Raw genomic sequence first — 17,078 nt, 5'->3', positions numbered from 1 at the left:
GGACTGCAGAACCTTATTTTGATAGAGAGGGAGCAGATCTTCTAGCAATGAGGAGTGTCAATGATAGTGCAAAGTTCATCAGGGTTCAATCAAAAGGGCGAACAGTAATTAAAACTATGTATAACTTCAACTAAAGTACCGCAATCATATGTAACTACTGATTTTGTTGTCTTTCTGTATATTCAATTCGAGTCTGAGATAGATGAAGAGATAGAGACCTACCTATACTGTTTTTCAAAGAGGATATTAATACTTATTTGCTAAAGGATGCTACTCAGGTACTTGATCGCTGACCCGCACAATGATTTTTTCATTAACAAAGATGTATCACTCCCTCATTGATGTATTTTACCAAATATAAACATTTAATTCATAATTACCTTTTTTAAAAAGATATTTTCATTTACCAATTGACCTATAGTTAATTTTTGTATATATTTGTAATAATATAGGGAAAAAATAGCCGGGTCTCATCACTCTTTGACTCCATGAATATGGTAGATATGGAGGGATTACATTGCAAGAAAATGAAGAAGTTTTCTTACTATCAGATCAAAATCATGTTCTGGATAAAGCCTTTGAATTATTTCGCATATGTTACAAGCAGAACGATTGGAATGAAGCCAAAAAAATCATAAGACACATGCATAAAGTCTCAGAAAATCTATACAAAACTCAACAAAAATATGGTGATATTTCACCATTGCAGCTACCTATGAAAAGACCGCTGATATTTTACATAGGTTATAGCTACCTTGCTGAATCTATCGTGTACCAGAAGCAAGGACTTTATGAAGAAGCGCGCTCATGCATATCACATTATGAAAACCTGGATCAGTACAACCTTTCAGATCCGGAAAGCCAGGAAGAAGTTAACAGGTTCAAAATTTTTGCTAAGGCTAACTCTTACGCTGCTGATCTGTTAGCCGGTAACTTTGAAATTTTACTAGAGTACCATAACTTTATTAAATCAGATGATGAAGAGGTATTGCCAGGTTTAATTACCATATTGGAAGCAGCTAACCTTAACAACTGGAACGTTGATCATATTTTAAACGATCATCTTCCTCACGATCTTGAGGCATTTGCAAGCTATGAGGATATTGGGAATCGCGTGTATTACATCAAACTACTATTTCAACTCGCCCTCTATACTTTCAATAAAAAATCTTACCACGATACAATAAATTACATTCTTGAATATCTGGCAATAGCAGTTAATATGGATGTGTATAGGGAATTTATTACAAATGCGGCCATGTACGAAAAAGTCAGAAAATTAGCATCAACAGAGCAGCAACTAAGGTATGAAATTATAATCAAAGGAGTCCTGACAAATGAAAAAAACATTAATAGCCATGTTCTTAACGGTAACGCTTTGTAGTGTCATTGTTGTTGTTCCACCCCCACCACCTAATGCACCACCAGTTGCACCGTTTAATCATGGGGTTAATGGCTAAATACTTTTCTAAGACCATCTTTTTAAGGTGGTCTTTTTTCTTGCGCCAATTTAATTGCTGAATTCCCCTCTCTTTTTTTGCACATAATAATGAGCATAAATGGATGAAGGATGTGTTCTAGTGCCGATTGAACCTATATGTATATGTACATGGATATCAGAAAAATTAATGGGAGATCAGCCGATTTACAATGTAGCAACATTAGATGAAAAAAGAGCTTCTTCGTATTGGGGCGTGAAATTTTCTTCTCCTAGTCATATTCGACTGCTTGAAAATCAAGATCAATTTATATACCGAAGTGAAGACATCGTTCCTGCGGCAGAAATTAATAGCCCCCAAGGAGCTAAATTAAAACGTTTATTTGACCATGTAATTAAAGCTGAAGTATGCAGGGTAGATTCAAGAAGGCTTTTACATGTGTTTTATTTCAATATAACTAAAATTGGAGATTCCTCAACAGGAAGAACCTACTTTTACAATAATCATCTGTATATTGTTCTAACAACCAAGGATCATGCAGGGATAAATTTATTCTCACACGAACTCGGACATGCGCTATACTTCTCTAATCCTGAACTAAAGGGAAATGACCCGGTAACAGGAAAGAGCCATCATAATATAGAAGGTAACTTGATGTATCCAAGTGTTGATCTTAATAAAGTTTTACAATTGGAACAAAAACAATTGGATGCAGTGAATAACAGTTATTTAGTTAAACCCGATACACTATCTGCATTCCCGCTAACTAATGCCAATACAGATATAGAATAGGAAACTGAAGAGTATGGAAATGCTCCCCGATCTCGCTTGGATCGCAGCCGCACGCCTGGCGTGCGCCTTCAGCTCGGGCGCTCCTGTACGTGCGTAGCTGTTCGATCTTCCGGAGACGTGCAAAAGGACGGCCATAGCCGTCCGGAATTTCTATTCTCTTTTTATCGTTCTAGATCTGATGCCTTGATTTTTTCTGTTTGTTTACCTTCACGTTCAGGTGTACTTTCATTCGTATGTGTATGCTCCTGTACTTTCTCCGCTTCTCTTAAAAAAGTGGTTTTAACCCACTGCGGTATGTCTTTAGATATTGTTTGAACCTTTCCTTTGTCTATCTTCATTACTAACCTAAACTTTGAAGTGTTATCAACAATAAAAGAACGATCAGCTAATTTTATTGCATCAGGTAAATGACCGATTGAACGGTCATATCGTCTTCGAATATCTTCCTCTGGAATATGATGCCCACCATTTTTAACTCGCATTTCTACCCGCTCGATATGATATTCTACATTTTTAAGTCCTACATAATAAAGATTTATTTCAAATCCTGCTTCTTTGGCTTGTTCCATTTGCCGTATGGCGTGTTTACCAGCAAGAGTCGTTTCAATGGAAAAGCTTTTACCGTTCTGTATGCATTCTCGAACGCGTTTAATGGCTTCTCTTCCTGCTGATGGAGAAACCGATTCAGGGTTATGAGGATTGATAGTTTTCGCAATGGCATCAGGATCAATAATTTCTCCTAACTGATCATTAAAATTCCTGGTTAATGTGCTCTTTCCTGCTCCATTTGTGCCAGCGAAAACAGTCATGACAGGTTTGCTCATGGATATTCAATTTCCCTTTTGATTCCATTTTCATAGATGATTTCGGTTTTTCTCCCATCCGGATATTCCTTAATCATTTTTTCATTTTCCTCATACACAATGGGGACACCGTTCGTTTTGGCCTCTTGTCTGGCTGAGAATGTAGCTTTTACTAATATTTCATTCAATTCAGATATTGATATACGTTTCACGCGAAGACCACCCTTTCTAATAATAATATTCTTCCACTTAACACATGCATCTATGATAGAACATAGGCCACGAAATACAAAGTTTTATTCTATATCTGCTGTTCTTTAGTTCTTATTCTCATGGCTTTACGGTTTATTTTTTCAGCTTTTGCAACTAATTTATGCAAATAGTCATTTGTGATTTTATCAGGGTAGACTCCGGTGCGATCCCTTAGAATATTTTCTAATACCCAGGCTTTTCGCGTCCAATACTCATAGTCCTTGCCTGTTAACTCAGCATGTTCCTTAAATTCACCCTCGGCCTTGTTAAAAACCCTTAAATAGTTATAAAAATCTGTAGCCTTCTGACGAACTAGACGCAGCAGAACGATTAACTCATTGGTCGGTCTTTGCATGAGCTGTATAGTGTTCTCGTCTGCATTTGAAATGGCCACATTGTTTAGCAGAAAAGGAATATGCTTTCGTTGGCCATTCTCCTGTGTATCTTCTTCTGGAATATCCATTTCACAAAAATCACAGTAATATGCATAGCTTATACTCTTCAGAACACTGCCACAATAAGGGCATGTACATGTATCCATTCTTGCGCCATCCTCTCTTTCCGTGACTTTAATCCTGCTGTATACCCTCCATGATGTATGATAAAATAGGAAGGGTGAGCGACCCGGCAAAGTTACTCACCCTAAGTCGATTGCTTATGCAGTCGGCTTTTTATTTTTCATTTCATTATACTGGTTCAAATTGCATCAAGCTCCTGGGACTTTTCCAAGGTTCGAGGATCATGTAAACCATAATCTGCGACCAGCTCATTTTTGGAGAGGCCATTGTGACTGAAAGCATGTTTCATGATAAAGTAGAACCACTACAAGCAGAACGGGTGATCGCATGAAAACAACAATTCGGATATCAGTCCGACCGCTGGTTGAGTACGTGTATCGCAGCGGCAGCATACGTCCGGGGTTCCGTACCAATGCGTCAATGCAGGAGGGGACACGGATTCATCAGCGGGTACAGAAGGCCTATACGGAAGAGGATTTGAAGGAGATTGTGCTGGAAGCCGAGCTTCAGCATGGTAATTTGACGTACGTTATTGAAGGACGATGTGACGGCCTGATCCGCCTGGAGGGGCAGTTGACGGTGGACGAGATCAAATCTACAGCAGGCAATCTGGATGAACTGGATGGTGGACTCGATGTACACTGGGCCCAGGCGAAGATGTATGCCTATATGTACGCCGTGCAGCACGACGAGCCGAGAATGCAGGTGCAGTTGACGTACGTCCATTCGGTTACGGGGGAAGAGCGTCGGTTTCGCCGTATGGCGGAGCGCGATGAGCTGGAGCAGTTTGCGGCAGAAGTGATTGCGGGATATGCCCCATATGCCGAGATGATTGCTGCCTATGAAGCAGAGCGGGACGTCAGTGTACGCGAGCTGCCGTTTCCTTTTCGCAAATACCGGGAGGGGCAGCGCAAGCTGGCAGGTGCAGTGTACAAAACGATTCGTGAAGGGCAGGGGCTTATGGCAAAAGCACCCACAGGCATCGGCAAAACGATGTCCGTGCTCTTCCCTACGGTGAAAGCCATCGGTGAAGGTGAGGCCAGTCGTTTGTTCTACCTGACTGCGAGAACGACAACGAGAGTGGCGGCTGAAGAAGCTTTTGCCCGGATGCAGGCGGAAGGGTTGAAGATGCATGTCATCAGTCTGACGGCGAAGGACAAAATCTGCTTCAAGGACGAGGAAGCCTGTGATACAGGCCAGTGCGGTATGTGTGATGGGTATTATGACCGGATTAACGGTGCTGTGCTGGACATGCTGGAACACGAGACGCTGATGACTCGCCCCGTTATTGAGCAGTATGCCCGTAAGCATCGGGTGTGTCCGTTTGAGTTTTCATTGGATGCAGCGTATGCAGCCGATGCAGTAATTTGCGATTACAACTACATTTTTGATCCGCGTATATCGCTGAAGCGTATGCTGGAGGAACAGAAGCGCAGGACGGTGCTGCTGGTGGATGAGGCACATAATCTGGTGGATCGTGGGCGAATGATGTTCTCGGCTGAGCTGGAAAAGGCGGTGTTTCTCGATGTCAAAAGAGAATTCCAGACGCTGGGCAGCGATGTACCCGCCGCGAAAGCGATAGTGGACTACACCGGAGCAATCGACAAGTATCTGATCACCCTTCGTAAGAATGGCGGAGAAGAGGGTAAGATCATTCAGCAGGAGGCGCCAGAGGAACTGATCGAACGACTGGAGCCTTTTATTATGGTGGCAGAGCAGTGTCTTGTCGAAGGGGGATCAAAGAATGCCGAGACGGACCAGCTGCTGCTGGATGCCTATTTTACGGCACAGAATTTTGTGCGGATTGCCAAGCTGTACGATGAGCGTTTTATCACATATGCGGAATGTGTGCGGAGCGAGGTGCGGGTGAAGCTGTTCTGTCTGGACCCTTCGCTGCTGCTGCGTCAGACTGCGAAAGGATTCCGTTCGACGATTCATTTTTCGGCAACCTTGTCACCGCTTCGTTATTATCGGGATATGCTGGGGGCAGAGGAGGAGGACTACACGCTCCAGATTCCGTCACCGTTCAATCGGGAACAGCTGGATGTGCGTCTAATGCCATTGTCTGTTCGTTATAAAGACCGAGAGCGTTCCAAGCGGCCAATTGCCGAGATGTTACAGCAGCTTGTATCCGAGTGGCCGCGCAGCAATCTGCTCGTCTTTTTCCCTTCTTATCCGTACATGCGGGAGGTGTATGAGGCGTACGCGCAGCTTCCGAGCGATGCAGATACGGTGATGCAGGAACAAGGCATGAACGAGCAGGAGCGGGAGCAGTTTCTGGCGGCATTTCAGCCGCATCCCGAGCGTACACGTCTTGTTTTTGCCGTGATGGGCGGCGTGTTCTCGGAGGGAGTTGATCTTCCGGGAGACCGCTTGAATGGAGTTGTCGTTGTCGGTGCGGGGCTGCCGCAGATTGGTCTGGAGAACAACGTGCTGAAGGATTACTTTGACAAATCGGGACGTAACGGTTTTAACTACGCTTATGTATTCCCGGGCATGAACAAAGTACTTCAGGCTGGGGGCAGACTCATTCGAACGGAAGAGGATAAGGGTGTATTGGTGCTGGTGGATGATCGCTTCACGCAGGAACCGTATCGTTCCTTATTACCGGAAGAGTGGCTGGATTATAAGCGAATTTGACGGATATTCCACATTTTTAGTTCTCTTTTTCAAAATTTTACGTAAAATATTCGTTGTTTTCTTAACATTCTTTCATTTTCATGATTGAAACATAGGGTAAACGGGTTATAACTTGGTTAGCACGAACGAACAACGGCGATACCCTATCCGTTCCGCGGTCCGATTCGAATGCAAATCAAGGAGGTCGGTTTGTGATGAAGAAAAATCATACGATGATGCAGTTTTTTGAATGGCATTTGGCTGCAGACGGCAATCATTGGAAACGACTGGCTGACATGGCCCCGGAACTGAAAGCAAAAGGCATAGACTCCGTATGGGTGCCTCCCGTAACCAAAGCGGTGTCTGCAGACGATACAGGTTATGGTGTATATGATCTGTATGATCTGGGCGAATTTGATCAAAAGGGTACGGTGCGCACCAAATATGGCACTAAGCAGGAGTTGGTGGAAGCCATCGCCGAGTGTCAGAAAAGCGGCATTGCTGTTTATGTGGATCTTGTGATGAATCATAAGGCCGGGGCAGACGAGAAGGAAGTATTTAAGGTCATTGAGGTTGATCCCAATGACCGGACCAAGGAAATTTCCGAACCGTTTGAGATCGAAGGGTGGACCAAATTCACATTTCCCGGACGCGGTGATCAATATTCGTCCTTTAAATGGACGTCCGAGCACTTCAACGGTACCGATTTTGATGCCAGAGAAGAGCGGACCGGTGTGTTCCGCATTGCGGGTGAGAACAAAAACTGGAATGAAAATGTCGATGACGAATTTGGCAACTATGACTACCTGATGTTTGCCAATATAGATTATAACCACCCGGATGTGCGGAATGAGATGATTGAGTGGGGCAAATGGCTGATTGATACCCTCCAGTGCGGCGGTTTCCGTCTGGATGCGATTAAACATATCAACCATGAGTTCATCAAGGAATTTGCTGCCGAAATGATCCGCAAACGTGGTCAGGATTTCTACATTGTAGGCGAGTTCTGGAACTCGAACCTGGATGCCTGTCGTACGTTTTTGGATACGGTGGATTACCAGATTGACCTATTTGATGTATCGCTTCACTATAAGTTCCATGAGGCTTCCCTCGCAGGCCGGGATTTCGATCTTTCCAAAATTTTTGAGGATACGCTCGTTCAGACTCATCCGACTCATGCGGTAACCTTTGTAGATAACCATGATTCACAGCCCCATGAAGCTTTGGAATCCTGGGTGGGTGATTGGTTTAAACCGAGTGCATACGCACTGACACTGCTGCGTCGTGACGGATATCCCGTTGTCTTCTACGGCGATTATTATGGCATTGGTGGACCTGAGCCGGTGGAGGGCAAAAAAGAGATTTTGGACATTCTGTTGTCAGCTCGCTGCAACAAAGCCTATGGAGAACAGGAAGACTATTTCGATCATGCCAATACGATTGGCTGGGTGCGCCGCGGCGTGGACGAGATCGAAGGCTCCGGCTGCGCAGTGGTCATCTCCAATGGGGATGACGGTGAGAAGAGAATGTTTATCGGTGAACATCGTGCAGGAGAAGTCTGGTCAGACCTGACACACAGCTGTGACGATGAGATTACCATTGAAGAAGATGGTTGGGCCACGTTCCATGTGTGCGGTGGTGGTGTCTCCGTCTGGGCTCTGCCAGATCAGGACGAGGATTGCGGGACAGTTACTGCAGATACAGAGTGATATGCGTACGCCTGCTCGCAGAAAGTGTACGCTGCATGCGGATACAGATATTGCGATTCCTGCAGATACAGAGTCATGCCTGTTCGTGTGCAGGAAACGCATGCTGTATGCTGCTGCAGATGCCGCGGATACCGCGAACGGGTTGTATAAAGTAATCAACAGGATGTTCATGAGTTCAAAGTGAATGTTATGTTACTCGCATTTGCATTGGCAGAATAATATCTCGGCATAATGATTACGTAAAGCTCGATCAAGAATCTTAAGTCGTTAAGTTGTTATTAAACCACCTGAAGCTGAACTGTTTTCCCACTCGTTCTATAGCGGGTTGTGAGAGGGGCAGTTTGATCACGCGTGCTGCCGCGTGCTGATTCAGGTGGTATTTGTTGTGTTTTGGAGAACTATGGATTCTAACGATCTCAGGAAACCTTAATTACCCCAAATAGGGTTACTGGAAATCTAACGATTCCCAGTAAGCTTATTTCGCTGAAATTCGATCAAAATAGTACCATTTACATCAATTTCAATGATATAACGTTTCTGGAAATCGTTAACGTAAAATGGATATTTAAATGAGTATACACTGCTAAAATTTCCTCGGACTTATATAGTATGACCAACTGCTCCAGGTTTCCCCTACGAACTCTGTCTGCTCTTGTGTAGTTCGGCTGCTCTTATGGAGCTGCTCTTTATGTACTCTTGCTGCTTCGACTGCTCTCTATCTACTCAACGTTACCAATGGACCCATATCATCGTTACTTGTGTATCCATGATTCACATAGTAACGATTCATAGTAGAATTTATGATACAATAACCCAAATATAGGAATAAGGTGTTTTGAAATCTATACGAGCCAAGTTGGCATGTTTCAGGATTTATATAAGATAGAAGCGAGGAGACTGGCATGCGTCGAAGAATCAAAACAGAATTCAAAGCAAGAACAACAATATCAAAAACAACAATATCAAGAACAAGGACTAGAACGACACAAGCAGGAAAAAGAAGACGTCTTTTTCTGCTTGCTCTATATCTTCTTCTAGCTGCAAGTTTGGCGGCATGCAGTTATGATGCAGAACAGGGACCACATGGAGAAGCAAAGCGCACGGACAGCTATACGTTTAATGGGGAACGCAGGGAAATAACCAAACGGATGACGAAGGAGCAGGAGATTTTCAAGGAGGCCCCACCAGAGGGGTATCATCTGGCTGCGGCGGTAGATGTAAATCGTGAATCTGGAGCAGAGGAGATTACATATGAGATTATGCTTAATGAGGTTCACATACCGATGTTGAACGTCATTCAATCCTTCACCCTTGATCCCGAGATATTGCAGGTCGTCCATGCAGGTGAACTTTTCACTTCGAATGTAAGTAATACCTATGAAACTACACTGGGACCGGGTAAGGAGCCGCTGGGCTTAAGTCTGTCCAGAAGTTATGTACTGAAACCGGAATCAGAGATCAGTCCGGAATATCTCCAGAATTATACTGAAATGTATGTCAAAATTTCATATGGACCGGAAGAGCAGCGGACTGAAGATTATTTTCGCCTTCAAGCAAAGCCCTCTTCAAGAATGGTTGAATATATGAAGATATGGGGGGAAAAAGAGTAATGGGGGATTACAGGGCAGGGTTTGCCCTGATCCCCCGGTCACCGGTTCCTCATTCTACTCCAAAGTCCGCTCCTGCTTATGCCTTCAACTCAAAAGACTCCAAGGTGCCAGCCATACGCAGATCATCCGCGTGCTCGCGGTTGAATGCTGCACGTTTAGCATCGTTCGCGTACTCATCATGGTAGTGCATCAGCACCGTTTTTTGTCTTACCTCGGGGGGAAGCTGCTCGAGATCCTCCAGAGAAGTATGAGATTTGATAACCAAGTCATGCATATGGCATTCATGGAAAATCAGCTGCACATCGGGTGCGGTCCGCTCTACCAGCTCACGATCCAGTGTGCTGTCCGCACTATAGTAAAAATAAGACTTGGCCATCAGTCCGCTGCTGACCATGCCGGGAACATGCTTCGTGCGGAACGTCTCGAATGTTAACCCGCCCAGTTCAAAGCTTCCGCCATCCGGCAGCGGAACCACGTCATAATAATCACTCATCGTACGCTCGCCGTCCGTAGTATAACGCATGCCTGGAGAGAGGATGCTCCACAGCGGATCAACCAGCTCTTCATGAATAAACAAACGCGGCTTACGATCTCCTACAATCTGGGCATAATACCCAAGCATCTGAACCCCGTTAATATGATCCTCATGCAGATGGGTAATGAACACATTATGAATGCCGGTCATTGCGAATCCGTATTCTTTAAGTGCTTTGGCGTTGGACTCCGGAAAATCAATCACCAGATGGGTGCCGCCGAATTCAGCCAGCATACTGTTATGATGCTGCTCAACACTGAACATATCCCCTGTACCAAGAAAAGTGACTTTCATCGCATTTCATCTCCTTGTTTGACAAAGGTAAACCTGCCTGGCGAATGCAGGACCGGTAACGGATTAACCTTTGATCTTATTATCCGTATTCATCTTTAAATCAGCACCATTCGTGTTAAATCCAGTATAACGTGTTCCCGAGAGTATGCCCAAACCAACCTTTTTTGAGAACGCTATCATTTTATATTGAACTTTGCGGGCAAACGGTGTAGCGTAAAGATTGGAAAGTGAACCTGTATGAACGTAAACTCACCTAAAGGGAGCGTGCAAGGCGAAATGAAATCTTTTCTGGATGAACAGTTCCTGCTTCACAATGAAACGGCGGTAAGGCTGTACGAGGAGTACGCCAAAGACATGCCGATTATGGATTATCACTGCCACCTCAGTCCTCAGGAAATTTACGAAAACAAAACATTTGGCAATCTGACTGAGGCCTGGTTATATGGCGACCATTACAAGTGGCGGCTGATGCGGGCTAACGGGATTGAAGAAAAATATGTGACCGGCGGGGAAGGCGTAACCGATTACGACCGCTTTCTCGCTTATGCCAAAACGGTGCCCATGATGATTGGCAACCCGCTGTACGCCTGGTCCCACCTGGAATTACAGCGTTATTTCGATGTGCATGAGGTATTGAATGAGTCAAGTGCTCCTGCGGTCTGGGAAAAAGTAAATGCCAAGCTGAACAGCGACGGCTTCGGTGCGCGTGATCTGATTACCAAATCCAATGTCACCGTTGTGTGCACAACCGATGATCCGACAGATTCTCTCGAATACCACCTGAAAATTCAGGAGATTGAAGGTTTTGATACGGCGGTCCTGCCATCGTTCCGTCCAGATAAGGGGCTGGAGTTGAATAGAGATACCTTTACCCAGTGGGTGGCCAAGCTTTCACAAGTGGCGGGTACGGAAATTGCCGATTATGACTCGTTCCTGGCTGCGCTGGAATCCCGCGTAGAGTTCTTCCATTCCGTTGGTGGACGTGTTTCCGATCACGCACTGGATTATGTGCCATACGCTGCAGCGACTCGCGAGGAAGCAGCGGCTGCCTTTGCCAAGGCACTTGCCGGGGAGAAGGTTTCCCGCACGGAAGAGGATGGATACAAGACGGTTACACTGACGTTTCTAGGCAAGCTTTATGCGGAGCGCGGTTGGGTCATGCAGTTCCACATCAATGCGGCACGTAACAACAACACGAAGATGTTCAAGCAGCTCGGCCCTGATACGGGTTACGATTCGGTTAATGATACCCCTCTATCCGGAGCTGTTATCGGATTGCTGGATACATTGGAGCAGCAGGATGCTCTGCCCAAAACCATTCTCTACTCCCTCAACCCAAGGGACAATGAAGTGCTGGCTGCAATTATCGGAAGCTTCCAGGGCGGCGGTACACCGGGGAAAATCCAGCTTGGTGCAGCATGGTGGTTCAATGATACGAAGGACGGCATGCTTGCTCAGATGAAAGCACTGGCGAATGTAGGGCTTCTCAGCCGTTTTGTGGGCATGTTAACCGATTCGAGAAGTTTTCTTTCTTACACCCGGCATGAATATTTCCGCCGACTCCTCTGCAACCTGATTGGAGAATGGGCAGAACAAGGCGAAGCACCTAATGATATGGAACTGCTCGGTCGGATCGTGCAGGGGATTGCTTATAATAATGCCGAGGCCTATTTCCCATTTGCTGATGTGCCGAAAAGCGTTTCCGCTTCAAAATAATATTGAATCTATCCTTTTTACATGAACATGCTCTCAATTCCTTCAGCTGGCCTTTCGCCAGAGGGGGATTGGGGGCTTTTTGGCCTGATCAATTGACATGGGTAGGCTGTCCGGGATTTTTGGATTCAATTTACACGAATGAAAGGATTGACATAGACGTATGCTGAACATATAATTAGTATACCTAATTAATTGATTGGCTATTAAATTGTGAACCTATTATATAAAGGACCTATTTAATAGATAGGCTATGATTATTTTCAGGACACCGAAGTTCTGATAAAGGAGGACGATAAGATGACTGGTATAGATCCGGTAGCCCAGAAGCTTTTATACTCCATCATGCAGTTTAACAAGGGCAAATGGAGACAGCATAAACCGTCCGGACGCAATCACAATGAAATTATGGTACTGGCCTGTCTGCTTCACGGTTCACATCCGGGTGAACGTATGGATTGGCGGGATAATCCACCCGATTTTGAGAGCCATTTAAATCAGGAACATCCAGGATTGAAAGTATCGGAGATCAGCGCATTAATGCGGGTAAAATCACCGACCATTACGCCTGTTATTCGCGGCCTTGAGGATGAAGGTCTGGTTGAGCGCACGATGGACCCCGAGGATCGGCGAGCAGTGCGGATTACAATTACGGATGCAGGACGTGCAATTATCCGTGCCGCGCATGAAGAACGGATGACAACCTTTAACAGGCTGGTTGAACATCTGGGCGAAGAGGACAGCCTGCAGCTGGCTGCACTGCTCAGCAAAGTATACACTTTCTTTGATACACAACTTTCGGGACAGAACGAAGCATCTGAAGACCCAAATGCGACAGCTGGACAAGATCACCAGCCGGATGCACAAGAGAATCAAGCAAATACACAGGACAACGAAATACCCGAACAAGGAGCAGCCAAACAAGGAGATGATACGCCATGATGAAATTGTTTCGCATGCTTAAGCCATATCGAATCCCGATTTTTTTTATTTTGGCGCTTATATTTCTGCAAACGATGGCCGAGCTGTATCTGCCTACGTTAATGGCAGATATCGTGAACCTAGGTATCGTCAAAGGTGATGTACCTTATATCTGGAAAATCGGCGGTTTCATGCTGCTGATTGCTATCGGTGGAACCGCATGTTCCATTATTGCAAGTTACCTGTCTTCCCGCACAGCGGGTGGATTCGCCAAGCAGCTACGCAGCAGAGTGTTCCGGCATGTCGAGAATTTCTCGCTGCAGGAATTCGACAAGCTGGGCACAGCCTCACTGATTACTCGTACAACGAACGATATTACACAGGTTCAGAACGTATTAACGATGATGCTGCGCATGATGATTATGGCTCCGATGATGTGTATCGGGGGGATTTTCATGGCCGTTTCCCAGGATGCGAAGCTGTCCACCATCTTTCTGGTCGTGCTGCCCGTACTTGCGGGAGCCATCGCTTTGATCGGTTCCAAAGGATTCCCGCTGTTCAAGCAGATTCAGAAAAGGCTGGACCGGCTTAACCTCGTGCTTCGCGAACAGCTGACGGGTATCCGGGTTGTTCGTTCTTTTAACCGGGGCGAACATGAGCGTGTTCGCTTTAACGGGGCAAATACGGAATTAAGAGATGCATCAATCAAGGTCAATGTCCTAATGGCTACAGTTATGCCTGTAATGATGGTGGTCATGAACTTTTCGATGATTGCGATTCTGTACTTCGGTGGTCTGCGCATTGATAGCGGTCATATGAATATTGGTTCGCTGATTGCCTTTGTGCAGTATGCCATGCAGATCATGTTCTCACTGATTATGGTATCCATGATTTTTGTGATGATTCCAAGAGCGTCAGCTTCGGCAGAACGGATAAATGAAGTGCTCGATATGCAGCCGGATCTGTCCGACCCTGCACAGGCTCGCACGATGAAATCCATGCAGGGAATGATCGAGTTTGATCATGTCACTTTCCGTTATCCGGGTGCAGAGAATGCTGCCCTATCCGATATCTCGTTCACGGCTCGTTCGGGTGAAACGACAGCGATTATTGGCGGTACGGGCTCCGGTAAGACAACGCTGCTGAGCCTCATTCCGCGTTTCTATGATGTGACCGAGGGTAGTGTGCGTGTGAACGGAACGGATGTGCGGGAGCTTAGACAGGAAGAACTGCGGTCCAAAATCGGGTTCGTCCCACAAAAAGCAGTCCTGTTTACTGGAACAATTGCAGAGAATATTCGCCATGGTAAAGATGATGCAAGCATGGATGAAGTCATGCATGCAGCGCGTACAGCACAGGCAGAGAACTTTATCTCCGAGATGAAAGATGGCTATGACAGCCTGATTGCACAAGGCGGGAATAACGTATCCGGTGGACAAAAACAGCGGTTGTCCATTGCACGGGCACTGATTCGCCGTCCGGACATTTATATTTTCGATGACAGTTTCTCGGCCCTTGATTTTAAAACGGATGCCAAACTGCGAGCTGCACTCAAATCGGAAACGACGGAAGCGGCGGTGCTGATCGTAGCTCAGCGGGTGAGCACGGTTATGGATGCGGATCGTATCCTCGTCATGGATGAAGGCCGAATTGTCGGGTCGGGAACACATAAAGAGCTGCTGGAGAACAATGAAGTGTACCGCGAGATTGTATCCTCCCAGCTGACTGAGGAGGAGATCGCATGAGTGAACGTGCAGCAGAACGCAAAGCAAGTGCTCCGCGCGGGCCGGGTCACCCTGGTGGCGGAATGGGCATGCGGCCTCCAGCAGAGAAAGCGAAGGATTTTAAAGGTACGCTGCGCCGCCTGATTAAGTATCTTCGGCCGCACAGTTCCCGTTTGATCGGTGTCCTGATTGCTGCCATTTTAAGTACGGTGTTCGGCATTATTAGTCCGAAGGTTATGGCTGAGGGTACCGATATTCTTGCCCATGGAGCTATTGCTATTATGCAGGGTGTGCAGGGGGCGGGAATTGATTTCCCTGCTTTGATGAGAGTATTGTACCTTCTGCTTGGATTGTATCTGTTCAGTGCAGCTTTTGCATATGTACAGCAATATCTGATGGCTGGTGTAGCCCAGCGGGTTGTCTACGATATGCGGGAGCAGGTCAGTGCCAAGGTTGGGCGTCTGCCGCTAAAATATTTTGACTCCCGTACGCATGGTGAGACGCTTAGCCGTGCAACCAATGACGTGGACAATATCAGTAATACGCTGCAGCAGAGTTTGGCTCAGTTTATTACGTCAGTAGTAACGATTGTTGGTGTCATCATTATGATGCTGACGATTAGTCCATGGATGACTCTTATCACGCTTCTGACCCTGCCGCTTAGTGTTGTGGTGGTTATGCTGGTGGCTTCCCGTTCGCAGAAACATTTTGCTGGGCAGCAGAAATCGCTTGGTGAACTGAACGGTCACGTAGAAGAGATGTATACAGGCCACAAAGTGGTCAAAGCATTTGGACGTGAAGAACAATCCGTACAGCAGTTTGAGAAAGTGAATGAGGAGCTGTATGCATCGGGTTGGAAAGCACAGTTTATCTCAGGGATTATTATGCCTCTAATGAACTTTGTCGGAAACTTGGGTTATGTGCTGATCTGCGTAGTCGGCGGGATTTTTGTTACACGGGGCTCGATCTCCATCGGGGATATCTTGGCCTTCACGCAGTATTCACGTCAATTCACACAGCCTATTAATCAGATTGCTAACATCTCCAATATTATTCAGTCGACAATTGCCTCGGCAGAGCGGGTATTCGAGCTGCTGGATGAGGAAGAGGAAGTTCCGGAGTCGAAACAACCTGCGGTGCTGCGTCACCCGGCAGGTGCAGTTGCTTTTGAAGCAGTAGATTTTGGTTATAAGGAAAATGAACTGCTCATTCACAATATGAATATTGACGTCGCACCAGGGCAGACCGTCGCAATTGTCGGTCCGACAGGTGCTGGTAAAACGACGTTGATTAACCTGCTGATGCGGTTCTACGAACTTCAGCGCGGCCGGATTACCATTGACGGCATTGATATTAAGGACATGTCACGCGGTAATCTGCGCAGCATGTTTGGTATGGTGCTTCAGGATACGTGGCTGTTTAACGGTACAATTCGGGATAATATCGCTTATGGACGGGAAGGTGCATCGGAAGAAGAGGTGGTCAAAGCTGCTGTGGCTGCCCATGCTGATCATTTCATTCGCACACTGCCGGATGGCTACGATACGGTGCTGAACGAAGAGGCGTCCAATATCTCACAAGGCCAGAAGCAGCTGCTGACGATTGCGAGAGCGATTCTAGCGAACCCGTCTATCCTCATTCTGGATGAAGCAACCAGCAGTGTGGATACGCGAACCGAGGTCTTTATCCAGAAAGCGATGAATGAACTGATGAAAAACCGTACGAGTTTTGTCATTGCCCACCGTCTGTCCACCATTCGCGGCGCCGATCTGATCCTTGTGATGGATCACGGTAACGTGATTGAGCAGGGCAGCCATGATGAGCTGATGGCAAAGCAGGGCTTCTATGCCGATCTGTACAACAGCCAGTTTTCAGAGCAGCAGCCGCAGGCGATCTAAGGGTAATATTTAGTCATGTTTATAAAGTAGAAGTGTCTAAAACAATGATAGTTCTCAAACTGACGTCGGTACAGTTACTGGCGTTGGTTTTTTATTTCGTTGTGCTGTGAGGAATCTGCATACAATTCACACAGTTTATTAATATCACTAACCTTCTTTGTCCTCTCCTTTCTTCTTCTTACCAATCCCTATTCTTGGGTAATTATCCCCTTTTTATATCCCTTCAATTACACCTTGAAAGTGTGTCCTTT

13 protein-coding genes are annotated in these 17,078 nt (G+C 45.9%); 9 read left to right on the top strand and 4 right to left on the bottom strand.

Features of this window, described 5'->3' with window-relative positions:
• Nucleotides 1-517: 517 nt before the first annotated feature.
• Both MKY97_RS27120 and MKY97_RS27115 read left to right on the top strand, forming a co-directional pair.
• Nucleotides 518-1,384 carry a DNA-binding protein gene (locus MKY97_RS27120; RefSeq protein ID WP_342553239.1) on the top strand — a complete coding sequence of 289 codons (867 nt, stop codon included), beginning with the start codon at nucleotides 518-520 and terminating at the stop codon, nucleotides 1,382-1,384.
• Nucleotides 1,385-1,580: 196 nt separating this feature from the next.
• Nucleotides 1,581-2,231 (top strand): hypothetical protein, encoded by a 651-nt coding sequence (locus MKY97_RS27115; protein ID WP_342553238.1) that lies wholly within the window; start codon nucleotides 1,581-1,583, stop codon nucleotides 2,229-2,231.
• 161 nt (nucleotides 2,232-2,392) lie between these two features.
• Here MKY97_RS27115 and MKY97_RS27110 read toward each other — a convergent pair whose 3' ends face one another.
• The 3 genes from MKY97_RS27110 to MKY97_RS27100 all read right to left on the bottom strand — a co-directional run bounded on the left by MKY97_RS27110 (nucleotide 2,393) and on the right by MKY97_RS27100 (nucleotide 3,827).
• Nucleotides 2,393-3,055 (bottom strand): zeta toxin family protein, encoded by a 663-nt coding sequence (locus tag MKY97_RS27110; RefSeq protein ID WP_342553237.1) that lies wholly within the window; start codon nucleotides 3,053-3,055, stop codon nucleotides 2,393-2,395.
• A complete protein-coding gene (locus MKY97_RS27105; protein ID WP_342553236.1) occupies nucleotides 3,052-3,246 on the bottom strand; it encodes a hypothetical protein in 195 nt (64 codons plus the stop codon). Before MKY97_RS27105 ends, MKY97_RS27110 begins: the two co-directional genes overlap by 4 nt.
• 89 nt (nucleotides 3,247-3,335) lie before the next feature.
• Nucleotides 3,336-3,827 (bottom strand): hypothetical protein, encoded by a 492-nt coding sequence (locus tag MKY97_RS27100; protein ID WP_342553235.1) that lies wholly within the window; start codon nucleotides 3,825-3,827, stop codon nucleotides 3,336-3,338.
• Nucleotides 3,828-4,131: 304 nt separating this feature from the next.
• Between MKY97_RS27100 and MKY97_RS27095 the strand changes: the two genes are divergently transcribed.
• The 3 genes from MKY97_RS27095 to MKY97_RS27085 all read left to right on the top strand — a co-directional run bounded on the left by MKY97_RS27095 (nucleotide 4,132) and on the right by MKY97_RS27085 (nucleotide 9,742).
• Nucleotides 4,132-6,444, top strand: a complete 2,313-nt coding sequence (locus MKY97_RS27095) for a helicase C-terminal domain-containing protein (protein ID WP_342553234.1) — start codon at nucleotides 4,132-4,134, stop codon at nucleotides 6,442-6,444.
• Between the two features lie 194 nt (nucleotides 6,445-6,638).
• On the top strand, nucleotides 6,639-8,132 hold the full coding sequence (locus tag MKY97_RS27090; RefSeq protein WP_342553233.1) for an alpha-amylase: 1,494 nt from the start codon (nucleotides 6,639-6,641) through the stop codon (nucleotides 8,130-8,132).
• Between the two features lie 902 nt (nucleotides 8,133-9,034).
• A complete protein-coding gene (locus MKY97_RS27085) occupies nucleotides 9,035-9,742 on the top strand; it encodes a hypothetical protein (RefSeq protein WP_342553232.1) in 708 nt (235 codons plus the stop codon).
• A 76-nt stretch (nucleotides 9,743-9,818) separates the two neighbouring features.
• Here the strand turns inward: MKY97_RS27085 and MKY97_RS27080 are convergent, their stop codons facing one another.
• On the bottom strand, nucleotides 9,819-10,571 hold the full coding sequence (locus MKY97_RS27080) for an MBL fold metallo-hydrolase (RefSeq protein WP_342553231.1): 753 nt from the start codon (nucleotides 10,569-10,571) through the stop codon (nucleotides 9,819-9,821).
• Between the two features lie 276 nt (nucleotides 10,572-10,847).
• Here MKY97_RS27080 and uxaC point away from each other — a divergent pair, with 276 nt between their 5' ends.
• From uxaC to MKY97_RS27060, 4 genes are all read left to right on the top strand, one after another.
• Nucleotides 10,848-12,287 carry a glucuronate isomerase gene (gene uxaC / locus MKY97_RS27075; RefSeq protein WP_342553230.1) on the top strand — a complete coding sequence of 480 codons (1,440 nt, stop codon included), beginning with the start codon at nucleotides 10,848-10,850 and terminating at the stop codon, nucleotides 12,285-12,287.
• Between the two features lie 297 nt (nucleotides 12,288-12,584).
• The gene (locus tag MKY97_RS27070; RefSeq protein WP_342553229.1) at nucleotides 12,585-13,226 is read left to right on the top strand and encodes a MarR family transcriptional regulator; all 642 of its coding nucleotides are present in this window, start codon (nucleotides 12,585-12,587) and stop codon (nucleotides 13,224-13,226) included.
• On the top strand, nucleotides 13,223-14,950 hold the full coding sequence (locus MKY97_RS27065; RefSeq protein WP_342553228.1) for an ABC transporter ATP-binding protein: 1,728 nt from the start codon (nucleotides 13,223-13,225) through the stop codon (nucleotides 14,948-14,950). Before MKY97_RS27070 ends, MKY97_RS27065 begins: the two co-directional genes overlap by 4 nt.
• Entirely contained in the window at nucleotides 14,947-16,827 is a 1,881-nt protein-coding gene (locus tag MKY97_RS27060) for an ABC transporter ATP-binding protein (RefSeq protein ID WP_342553227.1), read from the top strand. The genes MKY97_RS27065 and MKY97_RS27060 overlap by 4 nt, the downstream gene beginning before the upstream one ends.
• Nucleotides 16,828-17,078: the final 251 nt, after the last annotated feature.

The sequence above is a fragment of the Paenibacillus sp. FSL R7-0652 genome (genome assembly GCF_038595045.1).
In the GTDB taxonomy this organism is placed as follows: Bacteria; Bacillota; Bacilli; order Paenibacillales; family Paenibacillaceae; genus Paenibacillus.
Note: the sequence above shows the minus strand (reverse complement) of the source record. Positions and strands in the feature narration are given on the sequence as shown.